The sequence below is a fragment of the Bradyrhizobium erythrophlei genome (assembly GCF_900129425.1).
Lineage (GTDB): Bacteria > Pseudomonadota > Alphaproteobacteria > Rhizobiales > Xanthobacteraceae > Bradyrhizobium > Bradyrhizobium erythrophlei_C.
Map to the genome: position 1 here is coordinate 1,791,683 of NZ_LT670817.1, position 24,165 is coordinate 1,815,847.

Annotated in this window: 22 protein-coding genes and 1 pseudogene; 19 read left to right on the forward strand and 4 right to left on the reverse strand. The window is 62.1% G+C overall.

Annotation, left to right across the window (positions count from 1 at the left end; genetic code table 11):
• Positions 1-74 precede the first annotated feature (74 nt).
• Complete coding sequence (locus B5527_RS08580) at positions 75-1,745, forward strand: hypothetical protein (RefSeq protein ID WP_197689286.1); 1,671 nt, start codon at positions 75-77, stop codon at positions 1,743-1,745.
• Between the two features lie 122 nt (positions 1,746-1,867).
• On the opposite strand, the gene B5527_RS08585 is transcribed toward B5527_RS08580, so the two are convergent.
• The 3 genes from B5527_RS08585 to B5527_RS43625 form a co-directional block, all read right to left on the reverse strand.
• Complete coding sequence (locus tag B5527_RS08585; RefSeq protein ID WP_245332547.1) at positions 1,868-2,416, reverse strand: tetratricopeptide repeat protein; 549 nt, start codon at positions 2,414-2,416, stop codon at positions 1,868-1,870.
• Positions 2,417-2,474: 58 nt separating this feature from the next.
• Positions 2,475-4,817: a type II secretion system secretin GspD gene (gspD, locus tag B5527_RS08590; protein ID WP_172842827.1), complete on the reverse strand. Its 2,343-nt coding sequence runs from the start codon at positions 4,815-4,817 to the stop codon at positions 2,475-2,477.
• Between the two features lie 123 nt (positions 4,818-4,940).
• Positions 4,941-5,111, reverse strand: a complete 171-nt coding sequence (locus B5527_RS43625; RefSeq protein WP_154072104.1) for a hypothetical protein — start codon at positions 5,109-5,111, stop codon at positions 4,941-4,943.
• Between the two features lie 26 nt (positions 5,112-5,137).
• Between B5527_RS43625 and B5527_RS08595 the strand changes: the two genes are divergently transcribed.
• From B5527_RS08595 to B5527_RS08640, 10 genes are read left to right on the forward strand one after another with little or no spacing between them, the layout of a single operon-like run.
• Entirely contained in the window at positions 5,138-6,814 is a 1,677-nt protein-coding gene (locus B5527_RS08595; protein ID WP_079600902.1) for a GspE/PulE family protein, read from the forward strand.
• 4 nt (positions 6,815-6,818) lie between these two features.
• A complete protein-coding gene (locus B5527_RS08600) occupies positions 6,819-8,030 on the forward strand; it encodes a type II secretion system F family protein (RefSeq protein ID WP_079600903.1) in 1,212 nt (403 codons plus the stop codon).
• Between the two features lie 18 nt (positions 8,031-8,048).
• Positions 8,049-8,558: a type II secretion system major pseudopilin GspG gene (gspG, locus tag B5527_RS08605; protein WP_079600904.1), complete on the forward strand. Its 510-nt coding sequence runs from the start codon at positions 8,049-8,051 to the stop codon at positions 8,556-8,558.
• The gene (locus B5527_RS08610) at positions 8,551-9,015 is read left to right on the forward strand and encodes a type II secretion system protein (protein ID WP_079600905.1); all 465 of its coding nucleotides are present in this window, start codon (positions 8,551-8,553) and stop codon (positions 9,013-9,015) included. The genes gspG and B5527_RS08610 overlap by 8 nt, the downstream gene beginning before the upstream one ends.
• Complete coding sequence (locus tag B5527_RS08615) at positions 8,987-9,397, forward strand: PulJ/GspJ family protein (protein WP_079600906.1); 411 nt, start codon at positions 8,987-8,989, stop codon at positions 9,395-9,397. The genes B5527_RS08610 and B5527_RS08615 overlap by 29 nt, the downstream gene beginning before the upstream one ends.
• Before the next feature lie 8 nt (positions 9,398-9,405).
• Positions 9,406-10,137 (forward strand): PulJ/GspJ family protein, encoded by a 732-nt coding sequence (locus B5527_RS08620; RefSeq protein ID WP_079607163.1) that lies wholly within the window; start codon positions 9,406-9,408, stop codon positions 10,135-10,137.
• On the forward strand, positions 10,134-11,051 hold the full coding sequence (locus B5527_RS08625) for a general secretion pathway protein GspK (protein WP_079600907.1): 918 nt from the start codon (positions 10,134-10,136) through the stop codon (positions 11,049-11,051). Before B5527_RS08620 ends, B5527_RS08625 begins: the two co-directional genes overlap by 4 nt.
• A complete protein-coding gene (locus tag B5527_RS08630) occupies positions 11,051-12,127 on the forward strand; it encodes a PilN domain-containing protein (protein ID WP_079600908.1) in 1,077 nt (358 codons plus the stop codon). Before B5527_RS08625 ends, B5527_RS08630 begins: the two co-directional genes overlap by 1 nt.
• Complete coding sequence (gene gspM, locus B5527_RS08635; RefSeq protein ID WP_245332548.1) at positions 12,124-12,687, forward strand: type II secretion system protein GspM; 564 nt, start codon at positions 12,124-12,126, stop codon at positions 12,685-12,687. The genes B5527_RS08630 and gspM overlap by 4 nt, the downstream gene beginning before the upstream one ends.
• Positions 12,684-13,313 (forward strand): hypothetical protein, encoded by a 630-nt coding sequence (locus B5527_RS08640; RefSeq protein ID WP_079600910.1) that lies wholly within the window; start codon positions 12,684-12,686, stop codon positions 13,311-13,313. Before gspM ends, B5527_RS08640 begins: the two co-directional genes overlap by 4 nt.
• Positions 13,314-13,342: 29 nt before the next feature.
• Here the strand turns inward: B5527_RS08640 and B5527_RS08645 are convergent, their stop codons facing one another.
• On the reverse strand, positions 13,343-13,834 hold the full coding sequence (locus B5527_RS08645) for a prepilin peptidase (protein WP_079600911.1): 492 nt from the start codon (positions 13,832-13,834) through the stop codon (positions 13,343-13,345).
• Between the two features lie 310 nt (positions 13,835-14,144).
• On the opposite strand from B5527_RS08645, the gene B5527_RS08650 reads away from it, so the two are divergent.
• The 8 genes and pseudogenes from B5527_RS08650 to B5527_RS08685 all read left to right on the forward strand — a co-directional run.
• Positions 14,145-14,924, forward strand: a complete 780-nt coding sequence (locus B5527_RS08650) for an EfeM/EfeO family lipoprotein (protein ID WP_079607164.1) — start codon at positions 14,145-14,147, stop codon at positions 14,922-14,924.
• Positions 14,921-16,297, forward strand: a complete 1,377-nt coding sequence (locus B5527_RS08655; protein ID WP_079600912.1) for a cytochrome c peroxidase — start codon at positions 14,921-14,923, stop codon at positions 16,295-16,297. The genes B5527_RS08650 and B5527_RS08655 overlap by 4 nt, the downstream gene beginning before the upstream one ends.
• A gap of 36 nt (positions 16,298-16,333) precedes the next feature.
• Complete coding sequence (locus B5527_RS43630) at positions 16,334-16,759, forward strand: hypothetical protein (RefSeq protein ID WP_154072106.1); 426 nt, start codon at positions 16,334-16,336, stop codon at positions 16,757-16,759.
• 35 nt (positions 16,760-16,794) lie between these two features.
• Positions 16,795-18,858, forward strand: coding sequence for an alkaline phosphatase family protein (locus B5527_RS08665; RefSeq protein WP_079600914.1), 2,064 nt, complete (start codon positions 16,795-16,797; stop codon positions 18,856-18,858).
• Between the two features lie 42 nt (positions 18,859-18,900).
• Complete coding sequence (locus B5527_RS08670) at positions 18,901-19,695, forward strand: hypothetical protein (protein ID WP_079600915.1); 795 nt, start codon at positions 18,901-18,903, stop codon at positions 19,693-19,695.
• Between the two features lie 338 nt (positions 19,696-20,033).
• Positions 20,034-21,731: a phospholipase C gene (locus tag B5527_RS08675; RefSeq protein ID WP_154072107.1), complete on the forward strand. Its 1,698-nt coding sequence runs from the start codon at positions 20,034-20,036 to the stop codon at positions 21,729-21,731.
• 28 nt (positions 21,732-21,759) lie between these two features.
• Positions 21,760-23,070 (forward strand): cytochrome-c peroxidase, encoded by a 1,311-nt coding sequence (locus B5527_RS08680; protein ID WP_245332549.1) that lies wholly within the window; start codon positions 21,760-21,762, stop codon positions 23,068-23,070.
• Between the two features lie 400 nt (positions 23,071-23,470).
• Positions 23,471-23,743 (forward strand): annotated as a pseudogene (locus B5527_RS08685) (alkene reductase); the annotation flags it as partial.
• Between the last annotated feature and the right edge of the window lie 422 nt (positions 23,744-24,165).

Here is a 24,165-nt window from a genome sequence, read left to right on the forward strand (position 1 = left end):
AGATGAATGTTGCAAGATCAAATGTTTTCAACAGGCTGCCAATCTTTCAATCAAGTTTGGCGGTCACACTTTTCGTGTCGGGCGTTCTGGGTGCCACGGGCGCTGTTGCCGAAGACAATGGCGTTGAGTTCAAGCCGGGAAATTTGCTGGTCAGCCGCTCAGTCTACGATAACAATCCGGCGAATGTCGTCGTGGGGATGCCGCTGCCGCCGAATTGCGTTGCTCCCAATTGCGTGACCGCCACGACCGACGGCTCCTATCCGAACATCTGGAATAACGAGTCCGTCGACGCAAGTTTCGGCATCACCGCGAAGATCGTGCTGGATCAGCTCAAGCCGTCCGGCGAACTGGTCAACTCGCTCGAGGTGCCCAACAGCTCGGACCGCGGTGTTCCGCCGACCAAGGATCAGGTGGTCACCAGCTTTTCGTCCAAATCGGAGATTGCGCTCAATCTGTCGACCGATGGCCGGGTGGTGACGTTTATGGGATACCTCGCGCCCGTCAATGCGCTTGATGTCTCGAATTCCAACACGCCCGCGGTGGTCGATCCCACCAATCCCGTCCCTGGGACTGATTATCGCGTGGTCGCGGCGGTCGACCAGCATGGACGATTTAGCTTCACAAAAACCAATGCTTACAGCGGCAACAACGGACGCGCTGCAATCCTGAACGACAAGGACGGGGCGAACGTTATCTACACCGCCGGCAATGCCGGCAATGGGGGAAATCCTCAGCCAAACGGAATCATTGTTGGCGCGGGGGCGCAGATCCTGACCGCGGAACACAAGGCGCTCGTCGCACAGGACCCCGGCCTGCCGACGCCGGTCGGCAGCTTCAGCATCTCGCAACTCGCGCTGAAGGCGGACAAGGTCGGCAAAGACACCAACTTCCGGGGTCTCACGATCTTCAACAAGGTTGTCTATACCACCAAGGGCAGCGGCAGCAACGGCATCAACACGGTCTACTTCATCGATACGACCGGGTTCGATACGACCGGCAAACCGCTGGCGTGCCCGAACGGCGTCGGCCTGCCGGGTGCCACCGCCAGCCTGCCTTCCGCGCCGATATTTTATGACGCAACGAAGCTGCAGACCAACGGCGTCACCCCCTACAACATGTGCATCCTGAAAGGCTTTCCGACGACGCTGGCAAAAACATCAACTTCGTTCCCGTTCGGTGTCTGGTTCGCCGACGCCAAGACGCTCTACGTCACCGACGAAGGCGACGGCACCACTACTTTTGACCCGGTTTCGGGCAAGTACACGGCCGCCGCTGCGCAGACCGCGGCGGGACTGCAGAAATGGGTGTTCGACAGCAGCCTTGGCACGTGGAAACTTGCCTACGTGCTGCAGGCCGGGCTGGACCTCGGCGTGCCTTACAAGGTGAAGGGTTATCCCACCGGTCAAAATCCCAAGACCGGCCTTCCGTGGTCGCCCGCAAGTGATGGCCTTCGGAACATCATGGGACGCGTCAATCGCGATGGTACCGCGACGATCTGGGCGATCACCTCGACCGTCAGCGGAAACACCGACACGGGTGCCGATCCGAACCAGCTGGTCATGATCACCGATAATTTGGCCGCGACTAGCCTCTCCGCAGGCGAACGTTTCACTGCAATTCAAACGGCGCGCTTTGGCGAAGTCCTTCGTGGCGTTTCGTTTACGCCAGGAACCGATCTCGATCACCTTGCCGACGATCACGATCGGCACGACGACGATCGCCAGCAACACGCCGACGCCCACTGACAATCAACGGGCTCGCACAGTAAATGGTCAGCCGGCACAAATAGTGCCGGCTGACGCTTGATGTCGACCGCTGCCGCCGCGGCACGTATTATTGAGCTTGGCTGAAAATAGAGCCGGCCAGATCAGTCTCGGTGATGCCGGAACTCCCACGAACCACGCTCCGCCCGCAGCGACGGTTCGAAGCCGACCGGGGTCCAGTGCAGGGCGAGCCGCTGCCCCTCGATGATTTCATCCGTCGATAGTTTCGACGCAATTGCGTCGCGAAACCTCGCATAGGTGTCCCGCTCATGCCCCTGCGTGCGCGCCGTGGCGAGGTCGAGCCATTTGTACGCGAGGATGAAATCCTGCGGAACACCGTGACCCTTGTCGTACATCAATCCAAGCATGGCCTGCGCGAAGGGATCCCCCTGAACCGCGCCCTGGGCGTAGAAGTCGACGGCAGTATCGGAGTCCTGCGGTTCGCCGAACCCGTTTTCATACAGGAAGCCGAGCAGGCCGAGCGCCCTGGCGTTTCCACGCTGCGCCAAAGGCAACAGTTCCCGGGCAGCGCGAATGTAATCGCCACGTGAATAGGCCGCAGTGCCGCGCGTCAGCGCGTCGGCATGCACAATCGACGTTGCACCGATGCCGATCGACACCACGAGCGGCAGAGCCGACAGGCGGCGCTGCAAGCTCGCAACCCTACCGCGGCAGCGCGCGACGAGGAGACGTGGAATCAGCATTGCGGCGTTAATGGACACTGGTGGTCTTTGCCTGATTTGTCGCGGTCGTGGCGATGCCTCCGCGCAGTTTCGATCGAAGCTCCTCGGCGACGATATGCGCGTCCGAGCCATTCCGGATGATCTGCGGCCGGATGAAGATGATCAATTCGGTGCGCGCCGTGGAATTGTCCTGATGCCCGAATGCGTCGCCGAGACCGGGAATCTGATCCAGCAGCGGAAGTCCGTTGCGATTGCCGTTTTGCTGCTCGCTGATCAAGCCGGCCAGCAGCACCGTTTGACCGGTCGCCACCGAGATCGAACTCTTGACCTTGCGTTCCGATACCGTCGGCGTCAGGCTCGTCGCGGCGGTGGTGGTCGACGAGACGTTGCTGATTTCCTGCTCGATGTCGAGCCGGACATCGCCGTTGACGCTGATGCGCGGGGACACCCGCAAGATAATGCCGGTGTTGCGATAGTCGATGGTATTGACGACCGTGTTGCTCGTTGACAGCACCGTGGCGCTCCCGGTCGATACCGGCACGGCGTCGCCGACCTGCAGCGTGGCTACCTGGTTGTTGATGACGACGAGAGATGGATTGGACAGCACCTTGACCGACGTGACCGTGTGCAGCGCGTCGAGAATGACACTCGGCTGTGTCACGGAGCCGACCAGGAAGTTGAAACCAGGAAATGCTTGATTGATGAATGTTCCCGCGACGGACGCAATTCCCGAGGTCGGATCGGTAGTGGTGGCCGGCGCCGCTGTCGCCTGCGTGCTCATGATGGATCCGAGATGGCGGCTCGTCAGGTAGGCCTGAACGCCGTAGCTCAGGTCGTTATTGAGCGTTACCTCGGCAATCGTTGCATCAATCGCAACCTGAAGCTGCGGTTGATCGAGTTGCAGGAGGGTGGCCTCGATGATCCGATAGTTCGCCTGGTCTGCATAGATCAGCAGCACATTGTTGACGGCATCCGGCGTGATCCGCACGTCCTGCAGCAGGGGCTGGCCGTTGCCGGAGTTCGAACCGCGCCCGCTGTCGAGTGCGCCGGTTCCGCCCCCGTTCGCACCGGCTTTGCCACCGCTCATGCCCGCCGCTTGCGTGCCGAAGCCCGTCGTGGAACCCGATCCGGATCCTAAGCCGCCAGGGGAGCCGAAGCCGTTCGTAGTCGATGACGCATTACCATTCGCCGACAAGCGGTCGGCGCTGGACGTTGCCGAACTGCCGGATCCCGGTGCGAGCTGGTTGTCGGGGCTGTCCAGCAGGCCGGAGGATGAGCCGCCGATGAACATGTCGGTAAGCACCTTGGCGATCTGGCGGGCCTCGCCGTATTTCACCCGGTAGACGTGAACGCTGGTTCTTTCGGTGTCGGCACGATCAAGACGCTTGATCCAGGTTGCCGCGGTGCGCAGCATCTCGGGTCTCTTGCTGACCACCATGATGGCGTTGAGACGGACGACCGGCTGAAACTTGATGACGTTCTGGCTGAGGCCGTTTTCGCCGGAATCGACGATTTTTTCCAGCTCGGCGATAATCGGGGCCGGCGGGCCGCTCGAAAGCGGGAAAATTCCGACCGATTGACCGCGCATCCAGTCGACATCGAAGCTGACCGCGGTGTCAACGGCAGCGCGGCGTTCGGCGCCGCTGCCCTGAATCAGCAGAAGGTTTCGCGAAACATCCGCGCGAACCGAGCCCGCTTTGGTGGCAAAGCTGTCCATCAGCTTCAACAGCGTTTGCGCCGACACGTATTGCAACGGCACCACGGATACGCCGAAGCCGGGTTCGGGACTGGCGCCCGCCGCATCCACACGCCCCGCGCCGACCGCGTCGCCGAGCGGTGTCAGGCGATAGCCTGCGGTGTCTCGGATCAGCACAACGCCGCTCAATCGCAAGGCACTTTCCAGCACGAAGATGATGTCGGATTTGGCGACCGGCCGGACCGAGACCAGGCTGACGGTTCCTTGCACCCGCGGATCGATCGTGTAGCCGACGCCGAGGATATCGCCGAGCACGACCTTAGCGACGGTAGCGACCGGCGCGTTCTCAAAATTGAGATCGAAGCTGTTGCCGCTGGACGTCGGTTGCGGTCGCTCATCGGAAATGGCAGTTACTTCAGTACCCTGGTACATGATCGGGCGGCTGCTGCCGTCGCTCTGTCCGGATGCCGTCGTGGCGGCATTCACCGGCTGCTGCTGACGCGGCAGGAGGTCCAGCGAACGCACCTTGTCCATCACGTCGAGCTGGGCGCCATCGGTCGAGCCGTTGGTTGCCGAGTTACACGAGGCCAACAGGGCCATCGACATTACTATAAAGGCAGCGCAAGCGCTGCGGCCGATCGCTGGGTACCGGCCCAGCTTGCCGTCGCGTACCATAATCCCCGCCATTCCGACTGTAGGTTTCGGCTCGCAGATCGTTCGTGACGATCCGTTCACACGGCGGGGATACTTAGCGGTGGTTCATGACAGAAATAATTGTTGGCGCTGGTCAACGGTCAATCATTTCATTGCGTTGATTTCAGAACACACCGCCATGCCGTTGTCGGTGGATATCGTTGTTGAATTTGTTTTGAGCAGCTTGAGCGTCGCGCGCTTCGTACAGGTGTCATACTTCGGATCGATAAGTGCGGTCGACGGCTGGCGACGAAACGCGTTGCGCCGATCGACCATAAAAAAACGCGCGAGCGGAAAGACGAATGGCCAGCGACTTGTCCTTGCAGTTCGTGGAATATCTGCGTCAAGGCAAGCACTTGACGAGTGTGGACGGACGCGATGGTGCCGTAGGGCAGGTCGTATCCGATCGCCGTCGTGCCAATCTGTGGGAGCTTACTGATTTATCGGCCGCCGAGTTCGCAGATGAAGCAGCCCGTTTCTATGGTCTCGAGCGCGTCACGCTGCAGGATATGATGTCGGCGGCGCCGCTGGTGGCGTCATTCTCGCAACGCTTTCTGCGCGAGATGCTGGTTTTCCCCTATCAATCCAACGGCCGCGCCATGGTCGCGGTTGCGGATCCGACCGATGTCGCGGTGCAGCGCGCCGTGCAAATCGTATTGGGCGCCGGCGTCGTGATCAGGATCGCGACATCGGAGGATCTTGCGGTTGTTCTGAACCAGCGTCTGGGCGAAGACGACGTCGATCCGGCCGCGGAGCTGGCGGCGCAGCCGCGGGAAGACGACATCGAGAGCCTGCGGGATCTTGCCAGTGGCGCACCGGTGGTACGTGCAGTCAACGATCTGCTTGAAAAAGCAGTGGAATTGCGCGCAAGCGACATTCACATCGAGCCGTTCCCCGCCGGGCTTGTGGTCCGCATGCGCATCGACGGCCTGCTGCGGCCGGTGGTGGCGCCGGCCGGTGTGTTGCCGCGGGCCTTGATTTCGCGCATCAAGATCGTCGCCAACCTCAACATCGCGGAGCGCCGTTTGCCACAGGACGGCGCCGCACGGTTGCGGGCAGGGCGCGCCGACGTCGACATCCGCGTCGCGATCATGCCAACGCAGCACGGCGAATCCGCCGTTATCCGCATCCTGCCGAAGGATCGCGGGCTACTTGTTGTCGAAAAGCTGGGATTTTCGTCGTCCGACGATGCCACGCTGCGGCGTTTGCTGAAGCTGCCTCACGGCATGATCGTCATCACCGGCCCGACCGGCAGCGGCAAGACCACGACACTTGCGACCATACTGTCGATCCTGAATGAACCGGTCCGAAAAATCCTGACGATCGAGGATCCGGTCGAATACGAAATCCCTGGCGTCAATCAATCGCAGGTCAAGCCGGCGATCGGGCTGACATTCGCGGCCGCGCTGCGGTCGTTCGTGCGTCAGGATCCCGACGTCATCATGATCGGTGAAGTGCGTGATTCCGAGACAGCGCATGTGGCTGTCCATGCCGCACTCACAGGTCATCTGGTGCTGACCACGTTACATACAGAAACCGCGGCGGCGGCGGTGCCCCGTCTGCTCGATCTCGGCGTCGAAGGTTACCTGCTGCGATCGGTGCTGCGCGCCGTGATCGCCCAGCGGCTGGTTCGCCAACTGTGCGAGCGCTGCAAATCACCGCGGGCGCTCAACGATGCCGATTTTGCCGAAGATCCCCGGCTCGCGGCGCTAGGATTCCGGACCGGAGAAGTGATTCAGGAGCCGTGCGGCTGCGAACGCTGCGGCGGCACGGGCTATCGTGGCCGGCTCGGCGTCTTCGAGCTTCTGGAACTGACCAACGGTATCCGCGATCTGATCTCGGACAAGACGGACGGGCTGAAGATCGACGAGATGGCGATCCACGGTGGAATGACGACGATGCTCAATGACGGCATCGCGAAATGCCGCGCGGGTCTCACTTCGCCAGCCGAAATTCTCCGTGTCACAACCGTGCGGTGAACGCGTGCCGACTTTTCGCTACCGAGCCCTGACGCAGAACGGCGAGATCGTGAACGGCACGCTCTCGGCGCCGACATCAGCCGAAGTCGCGCGCCGGATCGAATATTTGCGGCTTTTACCGATCGAGACCGTCGAAGACAAGCGCGCCGCTTCCAGTTCCGGCGGCTTCGGTCTGTTCGGCCGGCCGAGCGCCGCCGAAATTACGACCTTCACCAGGGATATGGCGCTGCTGCTGAAGGCGGGCGCACGTCTCGACGACGCGCTCGAACTGCTGGCGACCGACGCCGACGTCGGACGGATGCGTCCGGTGGTCGGCAAGCTCCGCGCGGCGCTTCTCAGCGGCGAGAGCCTGGCGGATGCGGTGGCGGATCATCCGACGCTGTTTCCCCCGATGTATGGCGCGCTGGTGCGCGTCGGCGAGGTATCGGGCACGCTCGATCAGGTTCTCGACATGCTGGGGGCAGAACGGGCGCGGTCCGAACTGATGCGCCGCAAGCTGACGGACGCGATGCAATACCCAGCCTTTGTGCTGGTCGCAGCCGCCGGGGTCATGCTGTTCTTCATCTTGTTCGTGCTGCCGCAGTTTTCGACGGTGCTGCAGGACTTCGGCGCCAAGTCGGATACGACGCTCGGTGCGTTCATCAAGCTGTCGGACTTTCTGCGGGCGAATGCCACCGCCGCAATGCTTGCGGCTGCGGCGGCGGTGGCGGGGGTCTGGTGGCTGCTGCGCCGGCCCGGCACAGGCGCGGCAATCATGACCGCAGTCTCACACGTGCCCGGTATCGGCGGGATCTTCCAGTTTTACCGCACCAGTCTGTTTTGCCGCAACCTCGGCGTGCTACTCGGGAGCGGTGTCAACCTCACGGCCACCTTGCGCATCCTGGTTGACATCATGGCGGTGACCGGAAACGAAGCAACCTGGACTGCGGCCGCCGATCGCGTTCGTCATGGAGGCAAGCTGTCCGATGCCCTGTCCGGGGCAACGAGCCTGCCGCCGATGGCGGTTCGCATGCTGCGTCTGGGTGAGGAAACCGGGCAACTGCCGGCCTTGGCCGGCCGGGTTGCCGATTTCTATGAAGCAAAATTGCAGCGCAGCCTTGATCGCGTGGTGGGCATCGTCGGGCCGCTTGCCATCGTCGCCATCAGCACGGTTGTCGGCGGGCTGATCGTGTCGGTCATGACCGCGCTGCTGTCGGTCACGCAACTCGTCGGCTAGATCAAAGGTTGGTTCATTATGATATCGCTCAAGAGCGTCGGCGGAATTTTCGTCAGGCGATCAGAAGACCGGTCTGTCCGGCGCAAGTGCGAGCCTGATGCGGGCCAGCAGGGCTTCACGCTGGTTGAGATGCTGGTGGTGATCACCATCATCGGCCTCATCATGGGCCTGATCGGTCCGCGCGTTCTCAACTATCTCAGCGAATCCAAGGTCAAGGCGGCCAAAATTCAGCTGCAGAGCTTTGCGAGCGCGCTCGACCTGTTCTATCTCGACGCCGGCCGGTTTCCCTCCACGGCAGAAGGACTGACGGCCCTGGTCCGCCAAACGCCGGGCGTTGCCGCCTGGAACGGACCCTATCTGAAGGGCGGCAACGTTCCCAACGATCCGTGGAACAACAGCTACGTGTATCGTTCGCCCGGAGAGCGCGGCCCGTACGACATCATGTCCTACGGATCCGACGGTCAGGAAGGCGGCAGCGGGGTTGCCGCCGACATTTCGCTCGAAAACAACACCGCGAAAAATGAGTGACGTCGCCGAGCGCGGTTTTACTCTGCTCGAGATCGTGTGCGTGCTGGCCATCATCGCGCTGCTGGCGGCCGTGCTGTTGCCGTTCATTCCGCAGCAGACGTCGCGATCGCGGCTGCAGGCCTATGCGCTGCAGGCCGCGACGCTGCTGAAAGCGGATCGTAATGCGGCGATCCGCGACCGGACCAATGTTGCCACCGTGGTCGATGCGCAGGCGCGCGCTATTCGTTCCGGGGCGTCGCGGGCCGTGATCCGGATTCCCGACGATGTGCGTTTCGATGCGTTGCTGCCGCAAACCTGCCGGCAGCGGACAGCATTGTCGACCATCGATTTTTTCGCCAACGGTACCTCATGCGGGGGCACCATCGCGCTGACTCGCTTTGATGCAGGCTTTGAAATTCGTGTCAACTGGCTGACAGGAAGGATCGAGATTGTTCCCCGGGACACCAGCATCAACTGATCGCGACGCCGGTTTCACGATCATCGAAGTGCTGATCGCGCTTGCAATCGTCGCTGTCTCGATCGTCGCGATCGGTTCGCTGATGGCGACCAATGTGCGCGGGGTGCGGTCGCTGGAGCAGCATGTCGCCCTGACGCAGACGGCACGCACCGTCATGACCGCCGGCCTTCCGCCGCGAGCCGAGCTTCGTCCCGGCACCTTGTCCGGGCAGACCGACAACTATCGCTGGACCGTAGAAGTCATGCCGCTTGGCGGCGACTGGACGGTGCCGAACGCCGACATTCCGTGGGTCCCCGAACTCGTGAGGGTGCGCGTCAAATCTCCCTCCGGCGCGTTGTCCGACATTCGCACCGTTCGCCTGATGCAGAAGCCCTCCAAATGATTGGCACGATGACTCAGCGGCGCGCGGGCGAACGTGGCTTCACGTTGATCGAGGCCATTGTCGCGCTGGCGTTGATGGGGCTGGTGCTCTCGGCGCTCGCGAGCATCACTGCGCAGTGGCTCCCGAACTGGAATCGCGGTCTCGGCCGTATCCAGCGCAGCGAGGTGATCGGCATCGCGCTGCAGCGGATCGGGGCCGATCTCGCCGCGGCCGAATATGTTCCAGCCAATCGCGATTCGCGCCGTCCCCTGTTCGAGGGATCGGAGCTATCGGTAATGTTCGTCCGCACGGCGCTGGGCCCCAACGCCGGCGCTGGACTTGACGTCGTGCACCTGGGCGAGACGACCGAGCGCCGCGAATTCGTGACGGTACGTTCGCGGACGCGATTCACGCCGCTGCCTTCCGCTTCGTCGCTGTCGGAAGAATTGCATTTCGGCGATCCGGTGGTGCTGCTGCGCGCGCCGTTTCGGCTGTCGTTCGCCTATGCCGGTCCGGATCGGGTCTGGAAAAACACGTGGCGGGGGGCCGACAAGCTGCCAGCCATGATCAGGCTGACAATTCGTGATGCGAGTACCGAGCGCGTCCTGTCGATCTCGACAATAACGCCGGTTCACGTCCAGGCGCCGAGCGCCTGCGCGCGGCCTGACGGTGGTTGCGACGACAAGGACAAGCAGGACGTTCCACCCGATGCAGCGGCAGCTCCGCAAGCCGGAATTGCGGGGCAGGGAGGGACGCTATGACAAGGGACCGCGCCGACGCGCCAGCTGCGGAGCGAGGCTTCGTGATCGTTGCCGTGCTCTGGATTATCATGGCCTTGTCGGCGCTGGCGGTGATCTTTTCGCTGTATCTGTCTGCCTCGGCGCAGGCGCTGGCGCTCAACGATACCGCGCTGCAGACCGAAGCGCTGGTGTCCGCGAGCCTCGAACTCACTGCCTATCAGCTGACGCTGGCGGGCGACAAGGCGCGACCCTCGCGCGGATCGTTTCACTTCCGGATGGACGATGCCGACGTTCTCGTCATCTTCACCTCCGAAGCTGCCCGCATCGATCTCAATTTCGCTCCCAAGGAAGTCTTGGCCGGTCTGTTCGCAGGGCTGGGCGCTACTCGAGCCGCCGCCACGGAAGACGCAGACCGGATCGTCGGATGGCGCACCCGTCCTGTGCCCGGTGGCACCAATGACGAGGAAGCGCTCTACGCCGCGGCGGGGCTGAAATATGGGCCGCGGCAGTCGCTGTTTACGAATGTGAATGAACTCGCGCTCGTGGCTGGCCTGCCTCCAGCGTTGGTGGATCGCGCGCTGCCGTTCGTGACGGTGTTCAACGGATCGGCTGGCGTCGATGCCACGATCGCGGCCCCCGAGGTGATCGCTGCATTGCCCGGCAAGCCGTCGGACAATCCCGGCGGCGGGTCCGGCGAGCGATTTGCGCTGTCGAGCGATGCGTCTAGCGACGCATCCGCTCCGGCGTCCGACGGCGCGATGAAGGCAAAGAGCTCGTCCTACCGGATCGAGGCCACGATCAATTTCAGCAACGGCCGCCGTACCGCGTCGGAAGTGGCGATCGCGCTCGGCGACAAGGCTGAACCATACCGCGTGCTGTCCTGGCAGGATGACGTGGAGCCCAGCCGCAGCGTGCGGAAACGCAGGGGCGTATGATGGGCATGATTTCCGAGTTCCAGCAGCTGTTCGGCGAATGGATTGCGGCCGTGACCGGCGCCGCCGATGCGGCTGCTGGCCAATTCATCCGCTCGCGGCGGATACTGCTCGAGGAAGGTGACGACGACGTGTTCACGGCCAGGACAATCGCGGCGAAAAAGGCCCCGGCGCTGCCCGACCTGGTCTTTCGCCTCGATAGCGGTAGGCCGCAGCCGCCGTTGCCGGCGGACTGGAAGGCGGCGTTTCGCGGCAGCCGTGTCGAAGCGCAGGTGCAATCCGGTCATGTCATGACGTGCCTGCTCGACTTCCCGAGCAAGGCCGGTGATTTTCTTGACGGCATGGTCAGGACGCAGATCGATCGTCTGACGCCCTGGACCGCCAATGACGCGGTATTCGGCTGGAGCCCGCCGACGCCCGCGGCGAACGACCGGATCGACGTGATCTTCGCCGCGACATCCAAGCTGAAGGTGCAGCCTCTGCTCCAGTACGCGCAAGCGCTGGATGTGGCCTCTGTTGCCATATATGCCACGGCTTCGCTGGGTGACGGAGCATCCGCCCGGATCAAGCTGCTCGACCAGCCGTGGCGAAGCGCAATCGGGACGACGAGGATACCGCTTCTTCTGCGTGCCATTCTGCTCTCCGCCGGCGTTGCCGCTGCGGCGTCGCTGTTGATCTCTACCTATCTCGGGAGTTCCCTCCAGTCGCAACAGGGCGAGTTGCAGCGGCAGCTTTCGCAGCGCCGCGCCGCGTTGCGCCTCGATCCGAATTCCACCGGATCGGGTCTTGGCCTGCTGGCGAAGCGCAAGCAGGCGACCCCATCCAGCGTCGTGGTGCTGGAGGCCATCTCCCGCGTGTTGCCCGACAGCACTTATGTAACGGAGCTGCGGATCGACGGCGACAAGGTCCAGGTCGTAGGCATGACGCAGGATGCGCCATCCCTCATCAGCCTGATGGAGCAGTCCCCGCAATTCACCCGCGCCACCTTCTTCGCGCCGACCACGCGCGCGGCGAACGAGCCGGGCGAGCGTTTCCATATCGAAGCCCATATCACAGCCTATTTTGGATCCGGCACGTGAGCGCCTACGCTGCATCGAGAAAAGCCATCACCACGTCGCCCATGGTGGCGACAGCGGTCTACGTCGGTCTGGTGAGTGCGCTGCTGTTCGTCACGGTGACGTCGATCGCTGGTGTCCTCGACCAGCGCAGCCAGGTGGCGGCGTCGTCGGCCATGCTGGAGCTGCTTGAGGGGCGCAGACCCGCCGCCGCTGGCGGCTCGTCCGGTAACGTGACGATGCCGGCGGGCTCGGCCTATCTCGAGGGTGCGACCGTGACCGTCGCGGGCGCAACGCTGCTGCAGCGCGTGTCCGAAGCGGTCGCGAAATTCGGCGGCAACGTGCTGTCGACCCAGCTCGATCTGCAAGGCACGCCGTCAAAGACCGGGTTTCTGAGCATGATTGCCAGCTGCGAGATCGAGCAGCCTCAATTGCAGCAATTACTCTACGACCTTGAAGCCGGGATGCCTTTCCTGTTCATCGATCAACTCGTGGTCCAGACTCCGACCGCTGCGTCCGGCCCGGGAAGCGGGAAGTTGCGAATCCTGCTGACGGTGTCGGGGCAATGGCGAGGTGCCAAATGAGGCGCGGCTTCACGATCGGTCTCACTTTTCTGGCGTTGTCGGTCCATGACGTCGCGTCGGCCGCCGCTGTGTCCAGCGATGCGCTGGATGCCGACCTCGGCGACGAGGCACGGCCCAACAGGCCGCCGGCAGTATCTTCCACTCCGGCCGAGCCGGTTACGGCCGTGCGCGTCGTCGCGCCGCCGGGCTCGCCGGCGCGGACGCCAAGCGCCAACCCACTATGGGCCGTGCCGCTCAGTCAATTCTCGGTCACGCGCGACCGTCCAATTTTTTCGCCCTCCCGCCGTCCGCCGCCAGCTGCGATCGCCGCCGAACCAGTGGTTGCCAAGTCGCCGCCGCGAAAAATCGAGCCTCCCCAGCTTTCTCTGGTCGGCACCATCGCCAGCGACGACGAAGGTTTCGGGATTTTCCTTGACCAGTCGACGAAAGCCGCGCTGCGGCTGAAACTCGGCGAGAATCATCAGGGCTGGAAACTACGCGCGATCCGGGGCGGTGAGGTGACCATGGAGAAGGGTGAACACGAAGCTGTGCTGGCATTGCCGCAGCCGGGCGGCGGCCAGCCGACCAGCGAGGTCCATCCGCTGCCAGTGAGCGCGATCGAGAGGCCGGTGGCTTCGCGGCGATGATCTGTCCTTTCGTTGATCCGGCGCGAGTGTTAGAGCGCGCCGAGGAATTGCTGCGAGACGAATGTCAGTAGCAGGCCGATGGCCAGAAAGGGTCCGAACGGCAAGGATGTCTGCCGTGTCATGTCTCGCCCGGCCAGTTGCAAGCCGCCGGCTGCGACGAGCGCCGTCAGCGTGGCGATCAGCAACAGCGTAGGCATCCCGGCGACACCGATCCACAGTCCCGCAGCGGCAAGGAACTTGACGTCCCCGAGGCCAAGACCCTGAATTTTTCGTAGCACGAAATACAATCGTCGCAGCAGCCAGAAGATTAGTCCGATGGCTGCGCCTTCACATGCGGCTTCGATGCCGGCCGCGCTGCCGCCGGCAATGACGGCTTTCACCAGTCCGAGGCCGGCGATGGACAGGTTCAAGCCGTCCGGAATGATGCCGCGACGAATATCGATCAGCGCCAGTGCGCGGCATAGCAGGCAAAGCGCCGCGAAGAACCCCAAAAGACGCAGCGTTTCGGTGTCTATGATCATGCGAGCCTTGCCAGAGAACGACGAATGAGTCGGTACGAGACGGCCGGAGCTACGACCATATCGGCCTTATGACAAGGAATACGCACGGTCCTTGAAGAAACTATTTTTGTCGCGAACAGGCAACGCAAATTGCTGCGCAATTTTTTTTCGGCCGATTTATTTCCGCAGCAAATCGTTTTTATTCCATGAAAAGCGCGACGCGAAACGATCCCGTCACAAAACGGCAAACAGAATTTACAATATTGCACGCCGGTAGCTGCCATGTTTTGCGACGGTCGCGGGTTTGTCGTCGCCGGGAATTTTTGTGACGATGATCCATGTGAGAGTAGCGGTGTGTCTTGCGATGCTGGGACTTGGCATGCGCACGGCGAGCGCCGCACCGCTTGATGTCGCGGCGGAGGATTATCGGCCTTACATGATTGACGGCATCGGCCAGGCACTGGCGGGTGCCCGTGAATTGCGTGAGCGCGCCGCTGCCGGGGATTTGAAGGGCGCGAAGAAGGCCTGGATTTCCGCCCGCTCCGGATGGGAGCGTTCGGAAGTGTTCACGGCGGGCTTTGTTCCCGAACTCGACGCCCAGATCGATGCGTGGCCGAATGCCGACAGCGGCTTCCATGCCATCGAGGCTGAGCTGTTTGGCGCCGGTCTTACTGATGTCGATGGCGATGCCAAAGCGCTTGTCGGGCATCTGGACAGCCTTCACGACAGGCTTCGCGACATACCGCTCACGCCGCAGGGCATCTTGGACGGCACCGTGCGGCTGGCCTATGAGGTCGGCGAGAGTAAAGCTGACGGTGGTGAATCGCGCATCAGCGGCACTTCGCTCGACGACATGCGCAATAACGTCGCCGGCATCGATTTCGCCTACCATACGATTTTCGCGCCCGCGCTCAGGACCGCCGACGCCAGGCTCGCCGGCGCGGTGGATGCAAGGATCGAACAACTCAGGGCGATCGTAGCGGCGCCCGATCTGCAACACGTCGATGTCTCCGCCCTGCGACGCGCCAGCGAGGAACTGGTGATCACGCTGCAGGGGGCGTCCGACAAATTGGGATTGCGGCGCTCGACGCTGGAGGCCGCATCGCAATGATCCTCCGCCGCTCATTCATCGCTGCTCTGGTGCCCGGACTTCTGGTCGCGGGCTTTTACGGGCGCGTCATGGCTTTTCCGGTCGACGGCGATCAGACGACATTGCCCGCAAAAACCGAACTCAACGAAGACGCGCTCGACAAGCCACGCGAAGTATTCCGGTCTGACATCGCCGGCGGCAAGTCGTACTTGGTCAATCTCGGCAATCTGGCCTTCAGTTCGCCCGGAATTCTCGGCGGGGTGGCCCGGCAGGCCGGCTTGAGTTGCGGTACCTGCCATGTCAACGGCGCGGGAAACGCCAAGTTCTTCGTGCCAAAGATGTCGACGCGCCCGGGCAATTTCGACACCACCGGTCCGCTGTTCAATCCGAAGGCGGACAATTTTGTGCTCGATCCCGTGAGGATCCCGAGCCTGCGCGGTGCACGCTATCTTGCGCCCTATGGCCAGGACGGCCGCATGGCGTCGCTGCGGGATTTCGTCCGCAATGTCGTCGTCAATGAGTTTGCCGGGCCCGAACCGGCGCCGGTTATCCTCGACGCGATCGTCGCCTACATCCAGGACATCGACTTCCTGAACAATCCCAGTCTCGGTCCCGGCGGGCGATTGATCGGAAAGATCAGCGAATCGGAGCGTCGCGGCGAGGCGTTGTTCATGAAGCCGTTCCCGCACGATCCGAATCTGAGTTGCGCCGGCTGTCATGTTCCCTCGGGCGCCTTCGTCGATCATCAGCAACATGACGTCGGCTCCGGCGGTCTTTTCAAGACACCGACGCTGCGCAACGCGGATTTCAACGCGCCGTATTTCCACGATGGCCGCTTCGACAGCTATGATCAGGTGGTGGCGCATTTCGATCGCGTATTCGATCTCGGCCTCTCTGCACAGGATCGACAGGATCTCGTGGCCTACCTCACCGCCGTGGGCGACGGTACGCAACCATATGAGCGCGAAGGCGCGGGGGCATCGATGAAGGAAATCAACGATTTCACCACCGTCCTCGCGACGGCGATTCCGGCAGGCGACAAGGATATCGTCGCGCTGGCGGTCGACACCATCGGCAATGAATTGCGAGAATTGACCGAAGATTATCCCGACCGGAAGAACACCAGCGTGTCGGGCGGCGAGCAGCAGCGTGTCTTGGCGCGCACGGCTCTTAAGGAACTCGTTCTCACCTTGCGACGGATCGATATGGCCGTCGCGGACGGCCGGACCACTGACGCGGCGGCGGATTACAGGAATTATCGTTATCTGATGGCCGCCGCGGTGCCCGCGCTGCTGGCCAGCGCCGAACCGTGGTCGTTGTTCAATCCCGCGGTGCATGATTCGCATTACGCGGCGCTACGGCAGGTGATGCAGTCGAGGCATATGTCGCACTGAGGTCCACGAGGCTGTTCGGCTCCGATCGATCAGGACTTGGCGCTATTCTTCTGTTCGGCGCGGTTTCCTCGTGCGAACCGGCGTCCAGACGCATCAAATGCGTCGCTCGAAATGCCGGAGCAGATCACGATCCGATTCAATCTGGATCATGATCTGGAGCGTTGCGGCAGCACAAAGATCGCGTTGCCGCCTGAGAAAATCATGTCGCCGCAAAGAATTGACCGCTGTCGGATCAACGAGGTTCGACCTTGCAGGATCATGCCCGCGTTCGCTGGTCCAATGCCGACGCGCACGTTGCCAGTGTTCACGAGAAAAATGAGCGCCAATGAAAGAGTAGTCCGCTTTACAAAAATTATTTTTCATCGCGCCGGCAAGTTCTTCAGCGAAAGAATTTTGGAGGCTTCTGAATTTATTTCAGCGCATTCACAACATCGATATGCCTGCGTCATGTTGACCCACTAAGTAGTGCTACGCTAATTCAACCTCTGGGGTCGACAATGAAACCGACGTTCAATTTGAAAAGAAGATGGCGGGTCACCACCGCGCTGTGCATCGTGTCCACGATGGCAGTCGGGACCGCGAGCTATGCTGCCACGAACTGGGGCCGAAGCAGCTGGGATTTGCGTTCGCATTCCGACCGCTCCCATGGCGGCAACGGTGAGAACAATAACGGCAACAACAACCATGGTGATGACGGCAAGAACCAGAACACGGCTAAGACCGCTTCGCCGATCAAGCACGTCATTATCCTGATCGGTGAAAACCGCGGCCTGGATCACACCTTCGGTGTCTACAAGCCGAAGGGCAGGGGTGAGACCATCTCCAACCTGCTGTCGAAGGGCATTGTCAACGAAGACGGCACACCGGGCCCGAACTTCGCTCAGGCGCAGCAATACTCGGTCGCCGCGCAGCCGTCCTACTACATCGGCGCTCCGGCTATCGCCAAGTCGCCCTACAGCGCGGCCAACGCGATGCCGCAGCCCAACACCAACGGCACCCCGACCGCGCAGAGCGACACCGGTGCTCCGTTCAATACGATCACCGAAGCGCACGTCGAACAAGACATCAATCCGGCGGACGCCGACATCCTGACGACCGGCGCCAGCGGCTTGCCGACCGGCGTTCAAGACACCCGCGTTCCCGGCGCCGGCACGCTGACGGGACCGTTCCCGCTGCAGGGGCCCCAGCTCACCGACGACGACTACACCGGCGACACCACGCACCGCTTCTACCAGGATTGGCAGCAAGACGATTGCAGCGCCGCCGGCGCGACCAAGAGCAACACTTCAGGCTGTCTGGCAGACCTGTTCCCGTTCGTGATGGCGACCTACTCGTCGGGCAACAAGAGCATGGGCAACTCGATGGGATTCTACAATGCGGAGCAGGAGCAGGCTCCGGTCCTGAAGCAGCTGGCTGATCGCTTCACCTTAGGCGACAACTTCCATCAGTCGTTCCATGGCGGCACCGGCGCCAACCACTTCATGCTTGGCACCGGCGACGCAGCCTTCTGGAGCGATGGCAAGGGCAACCCGATCAAGCCGCCAGCGAACATGATCGCGAACCCGAATCCGGTCTCGGGCACTGTCAATGCGTACACGGCCGACAATAACTTCAGCGCCTGCGCTGACGTGTTCCAGCCCGGCGTCGGGCCGATCGTGAGCTACCTGGAGAACCTGCCTTACGCGGCAGAGCCGAACTGTCAGCCCAACCACTACTACATGCTCGACAACACCAACCCCGGCTACCTGCCGAACGGTGCGCTGTCGGGCGCCGGCAACATCCCGCCATCGCCGGTCAGGACCATCGGCGATGCCCTGATCGAAAAGAACATTAGTTGGGCCTACTACGGTGGCGCGTATAATGATGCCGTGGCGCTATCGAACGTTGCGGTTGCGGCGAATCCGACCAGCCCAAACCTCGGCGCTGCCGCGCTTGCCGATCCGGCTCACGCTCTCGGCGTCGCCTATTGCCAGATCTGCAATCCGTTCCAGTATGCGACCTCGATCATGGCCGACCCGACTGTCCGGACGGCACATATCAAGGATACGGCTGATCTGATCACGGCGATCCAGAAAAACACCCTGCCTTCGGTGTCGTTCGGCAAGCCGGATGGTCTGCTCGATGGTCATCCGCAGTCCTCAAAGGTCGACCTGTTCGAAGCCTACGTGCTCAACGTTCTTGGTGCGCTCGACGCCAATCCGGAGCTGAAGGCGGAGACGGCCGTGTTCGTCACCTGGGACGAAGCCGGCGGTTACTGGGACTCGGGCTTCATCCAGTCGCTCGATTTCTTCGGCGACGGACCGCGCACGCCGATCTTGATCCTCTCGCCGTATTCGACCGGCGGCAAGGTCTATCACAACTACAGCGATCATGTATCGTTGCTGAAGTTCATCGAGCGTAACTGGAACCTGAGGCCGCTCACGAACCGCAGCCGCGACAACTTCCCCAACCCGACGTTCTCGAAGAACGCTCCGTACGTGCCGACCAACAGCCCGGCGCTTGCTGATCTGTTCGACGCGTTCGACTTCAGCCACGCGGTCACTCAGCCCTACACCGAGTGATCCACGGGCGATCGGGACGCCTCGTGATTTAACCTAACCGAAGTGGCGACGATCGGGCTTGATGGCCCGGTCGTTGTCGCCTTTAGTCCGACGGCCCTCATGGCGGGTTTCCCTTTTCGGGTGTTGATGATGGGCAAAGGCCCCCTGATTGTTTTGCCATCCAACCGGCCGTGGTTGAGTGTGCTTGCTCTCGCCGCCTTTTTGTTCTGCGGCTGCGGTGCGGCGCCCGCGCAGCAGTTTTCCGCCGATCTTGCCATCGCGCGGGACGGTGGTGCAGCGGCGCCCGCAGGCAAGGTGCACGTTTTCAGTGAAAAGGTGCGAATTGAAACGCCGGAATTCGCCGGCGGCTTTTTCCTGATCGACGGAGCGAAGCCAGCCGCTTTTTTTGTGCGGCCGGCCGCTGGGATATTTATGGACGCCCGTCAATCGAGCCGCCTCACCCGGATATTGGTGCAGGTCGATCCGGGCGATCCATGCCGGCAGTGGCAGGCTATGGCGAGCGTGGCTGGCGTCGCGGATCAGGGTGACTGGCGTTGCGAGCGCGTTGGGGAGGAGACGATCGAGGGGCACCGCGCCGTCGCCTACCGGGCCGTTTCAGCTTCCGGCCAGGAAATCTTCGGCTGGATCGACCCGGTGCACAAATTTCCGCTGCGGATCAAGACCGAGGACGGGGCGGTGATTACCGCCCAGAACGTTCGGGACGAGCCGCAACCCGCGCAATGGTTCGAGATTCCCCCAGGTCTCCGGAAATTCGATCCTCAGGCACTCATCCATCAAATCAAGCAAAGCGACGTGTGGGTCGCCCATGAAAACGATTCGCAGAGTCCACATCCCTAGCTTCCAACGTCCTCATCAAAAATGTCCCCGTCGCGGTCAACGCGTCTCCGGCCGCCGGCGCGCCGTCCTTCCGCAATACCTTGAGCGCGAGCGACCGCAATACGCCTGCGCGCTTATGACCGCGCTACTGCCGAACGCGTCAGTGTTGCCGGGGCGCGGCGACGGTAGTGAAAGACTTGGTTATCTCGCGCCACCGGATCGCAATCGAATCAACCGGGGATAAAAAATGAAATGGGTTTTCAGCGAAATGCGACCTGCTGACTTCAATCCGACACAGGCCCGTCATTTGCCGCTGTTTATAAACCGTCGCGTTAACCCATCTTTTTTAGAGGAACATGATGAGAAAGAATCTGCTTTCCACTGTTGCGCTGTTTGCCGTCGCGGCGGCTGTTGCCGGGAGCGGTCCGGTTGCCGCTGATGATTCACATGGCAACGGCCCGGACTTCGGTCAGCACGGCAACGACGGCCATGACGGTCGCCCGCAGAACGAGGCGCGAACCGCGACCCCGATCAAGCATCTCGTGGTCATTTTCAACGAGAACCGCTCGTTTGATCATTACTTCGCCACCTACCCGAAGGCGACCAACCCGTCGGGCGAGCCGGTCTTCAAGGCGGACCGGAATACGCCGAACGTGAACAACCTCGCCGCGAATGCATATCTTCTGCTCAGCAATAACCCCAACTCCACCAACCCCCTCAACGGCACCAACGCCGTCAATCCGTTCCGCCTCGATCGCACGCAGGCGAACACGGCTTCTCAGAACCATTCCTATACGCCCGAGCAACAGGCCTATGACAACGGCAAGGCCGACCTCTTCCCGAAATATACGGGCAGGGGCACGTCGGGCGGCGCCGGCGCCTTTGGCACTCCCGGCCAGGTCATGGGCTATTTCGACGGCAACACGGTCACCGGCTTGTGGAATTATGCTCAGCACTTTGCGATGAGCGACAATGCCTATACCGACAGCTACGGTCCGTCGACCCCTGGCGCGATCAACGTGATCTCCGGCCAGACCAACGGCGTGAAGAACATCGTCGGCAATTCCTCGTCCATCAACGACGGTCAGGGCGGCCTGACGCTGATCGGTGACACCGATCCCGGTTACGACGTCTGCTCGAGCACCACGAGCGCGGCGATCCTGACAGGCAAGAACATCGGCGATCTGCTCAACGATGCGAACCTCACCTGGGGCTCGTTCATGGGCGGCTTCAATCTGCAGGCCACCAACACGAACGGCACCACCGGCTGCAAGCGCAGCACCAACAGCACCGTCGTCGGCGGCAACGTCACCGATTACGTTCCGCACCACGCCTGGTTCCAGTACTACGTGTCGACCGCCAACCCGACGCATGCCCGGCCGAAGTCGGTCGCGGCTGTCGGTTACACCAAGCAGAACGGCCAGGTCGATCCCGCCAACCACGGTTATGATCTGCAGGACTTCTACGATGCGGTGAAGGCCGGCAACTACCCGGCGGTCTCGTACATCAAAATGTCGGCTTACCAGGATGGTCACGCAGGTAATTCCGATCCGCTCGATGAGCAGGCCGGAAACCTCGAATTGATCAACTTCCTGCAGCAGCAGCCTGACTGGAAGGACACGGCCGTGATCATCACCTACGACGACTCCGACGGCTGGTACGACCACGCCTACGCCGCGCCCACGACCGCGTCGTTCGATCCCACTGCCGACCAGGTCAATGGCCCCGGCCAGTGCGGTACCGGCACACAGCCCAATGGCTTGAACGGCAAGCCGGTTAACGGCCGCTGCGGTCCCGGCACGCGCATCCCGTTCATCGTGATCTCGCCCTTCGCGAAGCAGAACTACGTCAGCCACGAGCGCATCTCGCAGGCCTCCGTCGTGCGCTTCATCGAAGACAACTGGCTCGACGGTCGTCGTCTTGGCGGCGGTTCGGTGGACGCCACGGCAGGTTCGATCAAGGACATGTTCGACTTCGGGCATGGCTACCGGAACGCCGAGCTCTTCCTCGATCCGTCAACCGGCACCGAGATGCCGGACCACGGCCACGGTCACTGATCGCGGCACGATGCAGCACCGCCGCATAATGTGGCTCCTCGGCGCCGGCCTCAGTTTGGCCGGTGCCGTCTTCGCGGCCGAACCGCAAGGTTCGGCCGGCGCTAATCCACATCCAATCCACCTCGTCCGTCCGCCGGTCGCGCCCTTGTCGGCGATGGCGCAGCTCGGCCGGCAGATCTTTTACGACACCAGCTTGTCGTCCTCAGGCAAGCTGGCTTGCGCGTCGTGCCACAGCCCGCAGCACGCCTACGGTCCACCGACCGACGGCCAGGTCATGCTCGGCGGCCCGTCGCTGTCGCGCCAAGGCGCCCGTGCCGTTCCGTCTTTGACCTATCTGGAGCGGCAGCCGAGCTTCAGCATCGGCCCCGACGATCCGGAGGCCGAGACCGTGGACCTGGCGCAGATGGCCGCGCTCGGCCAGCAGTCCACACGCGCGCAAAAGACCGCTACGCAGACTTCGCAGAGCGCCGCGAACATCGTTCCGCAGGGCGGCATGTTCTGGGACGGCCGTGTAGACACATTGCAGATGCAGGCGGCCGCCCCTTTGCTCGACCCGCGCGAGATGGACGGTGGCGGCATCGAAAGAGCGGTCGAGAAACTGCGTCACGCGCCGTATGCCGAGAGCTTCACGGGGCTGTTCGGCGAGAACATTTTCCAAAACCCGCAGATGCTGCTGTCCGAGGCGATGTTCGCCGTCGCACGCTATCAGATCGAGGAGCCGGACTTTCACCCCTACACGAGCAAGTTCGATTATTGGCTGGAGGGCAAGGCCCGCCTCACCGACAGCGAAATGCGCGGCTATCGTTTGTTCAATGACCCGGAGAAAGCCAATTGCGGCGGCTGCCATATTTCGCAGCCGAGTCTCGATGGATTGCCGCCGCTCTTTACCGATCATCAGTATGAAGCGCTGGGTGCGCCGCGCAATGCAGCACTCTCGGACAACAAGGACATCAAGTATTTCGATCTCGGGGTTTGCGGACCCATTCGCACCGACATCGCCGACCAGACGCAATATTGCGGCATGTTCCTGACGCCGACCTTGCGTAACACCGCCAGGCGCCACGCGTTCTTCCACAACGGGGTATTCCAGACGCTGCAGCAGGTGCTCGATTTCTACAATTTCCGCGACACCAACCCGGAGAAGATCTATCCGCGTGCGGCGGACGGGACGGTTCAGAAATTCAATGACATTCCGGTGCAGTATCAGGCTTATGTCGATGTGAGCGATCCGCCCTTCAACCGGCATCTCGGTGAAACGCCAGCAATGACAGCACAGGACGAAGCCGACATCATTGCATTCCTGAAGACCCTGAACGACGGATACAAGCCGGTGAAGTGAAACACGACGGCGCTGCCCGGCAGTGCGCGACGCTCGTGCGCAACGGCTCGCTCGCTCCGATCTTGGGGCCTCCAAATGACTGGAGGCGGACAGGGTGCACAGCGAAAGCCCGCGGTCTTAGCGGCCTGTGCTCGCCCGGTTCATAAGGTTGTGTCTGCGCGCAAGCCAGTAGTGAGGCCGCCGAAGGAATTCGCAAAGTCGCAGTTGAATGTTGGCTGCGGCCATTGCTAACACGGCGCGACTGCCTCGATGATGCATTCAACGTTTGCTGAAAGTTTGAGCCATCGCCTGAGGCTGGCCGATGTCCGTTGCTGGCGCGAAGCGGATATTCGCAAACTATCGACGTCGGTTAAGGGCACAATAGCGGAAGAGTCCTCGCCTGCACATCACGCATAGCGGCGACGAGCTGCTGCTGGGCGACATACGCAGGCTGTGGAAGCACCCACTGATCCTGAACCGGCCCGGTCGTCCGCGCGACCAGATCGGCGCTGACATGGCTTCGGGGTTGGCCGATCTGGAAGCCTACGGCCAGATGGTCCTTGCCAACCCGGATTTCGTCGCACGGTTGAAGACCAGTACGCCGATGAACGAAGCGGATCGCGCCACCTTCTTTGGCGGCGCCGCGCAGGGCTATACCGACTATCCCGCGCTTGAGGCGGCCGCGGCCGCGTAAGGCGCGCGGCTATGTCCATCATCGCTCCGGTCCATCGGACAAATCATGGTCGCCATTTCCGGGCCAAGCTGATCGACCCCTTCATTGGGCTCGGTCATGCGTGGATGAGCTAGATTGGCTGCAGCTTTCCGCCACACAAATACACCGACCTAAAATTACGCGTTCCGCGAGTGGCCTGGCCAGTCCCGCACCCTTCGATCGGTGCAGCTGTGCTTGACGCGGTGCTGCCGCTGGCGACGAGGCCGTTTTCGAGTTCGAGGACACACATCCTCTCAGCCTTCGGAATGATCCGAGATAACGGTGACGAATTGCCCGCCGCCAGCGGCATCGCGGTGCCGGATGAATTTGCACCTGCGCCTCGAAGCGATCGAAGACTCGGGAAGTCGTTACGGTCGTCGGGGGAGGAGGACACTATGAATTGC

What these genes read in the sequence shown, in the direction of transcription:
- B5527_RS08665 (WP_079600914.1), top strand. Translation starts at nt 16,795, where the DNA reads ATGAAACCGACGTTCAATTTGAAAAGAAGATGGCGGGTCACCACCGCG.
- B5527_RS08675 (WP_154072107.1), top strand. Translation starts at nt 20,034, where the DNA reads ATGAGAAAGAATCTGCTTTCCACTGTTGCGCTGTTTGCCGTCGCGGCG.
- B5527_RS08620 (WP_079607163.1), top strand. Translation starts at nt 9,406, where the DNA reads ATGACTCAGCGGCGCGCGGGCGAACGTGGCTTCACGTTGATCGAGGCC.
- B5527_RS08645 (WP_079600911.1), bottom strand. Translation starts at nt 13,834, where the DNA reads ATGATCATAGACACCGAAACGCTGCGTCTTTTGGGGTTCTTCGCGGCG.
- B5527_RS08630 (WP_079600908.1), top strand. Translation starts at nt 11,051, where the DNA reads ATGGGCATGATTTCCGAGTTCCAGCAGCTGTTCGGCGAATGGATTGCG.
- B5527_RS08640 (WP_079600910.1), top strand. Translation starts at nt 12,684, where the DNA reads ATGAGGCGCGGCTTCACGATCGGTCTCACTTTTCTGGCGTTGTCGGTC.
- B5527_RS08625 (WP_079600907.1), top strand. Translation starts at nt 10,134, where the DNA reads ATGACAAGGGACCGCGCCGACGCGCCAGCTGCGGAGCGAGGCTTCGTG.
- B5527_RS43625 (WP_154072104.1), bottom strand. Translation starts at nt 5,111, where the DNA reads ATGGTCGATCGGCGCAACGCGTTTCGTCGCCAGCCGTCGACCGCACTT.
- B5527_RS08610 (WP_079600905.1), top strand. Translation starts at nt 8,551, where the DNA reads ATGAGTGACGTCGCCGAGCGCGGTTTTACTCTGCTCGAGATCGTGTGC.
- B5527_RS08650 (WP_079607164.1), top strand. Translation starts at nt 14,145, where the DNA reads ATGATCCATGTGAGAGTAGCGGTGTGTCTTGCGATGCTGGGACTTGGC.
- gspG (WP_079600904.1), top strand. Translation starts at nt 8,049, where the DNA reads ATGATATCGCTCAAGAGCGTCGGCGGAATTTTCGTCAGGCGATCAGAA.
- B5527_RS08680 (WP_245332549.1), top strand. Translation starts at nt 21,760, where the DNA reads ATGTGGCTCCTCGGCGCCGGCCTCAGTTTGGCCGGTGCCGTCTTCGCG.
- B5527_RS08655 (WP_079600912.1), top strand. Translation starts at nt 14,921, where the DNA reads ATGATCCTCCGCCGCTCATTCATCGCTGCTCTGGTGCCCGGACTTCTG.
- gspD (WP_172842827.1), bottom strand. Translation starts at nt 4,817, where the DNA reads ATGGTACGCGACGGCAAGCTGGGCCGGTACCCAGCGATCGGCCGCAGC.
- B5527_RS08595 (WP_079600902.1), top strand. Translation starts at nt 5,138, where the DNA reads ATGGCCAGCGACTTGTCCTTGCAGTTCGTGGAATATCTGCGTCAAGGC.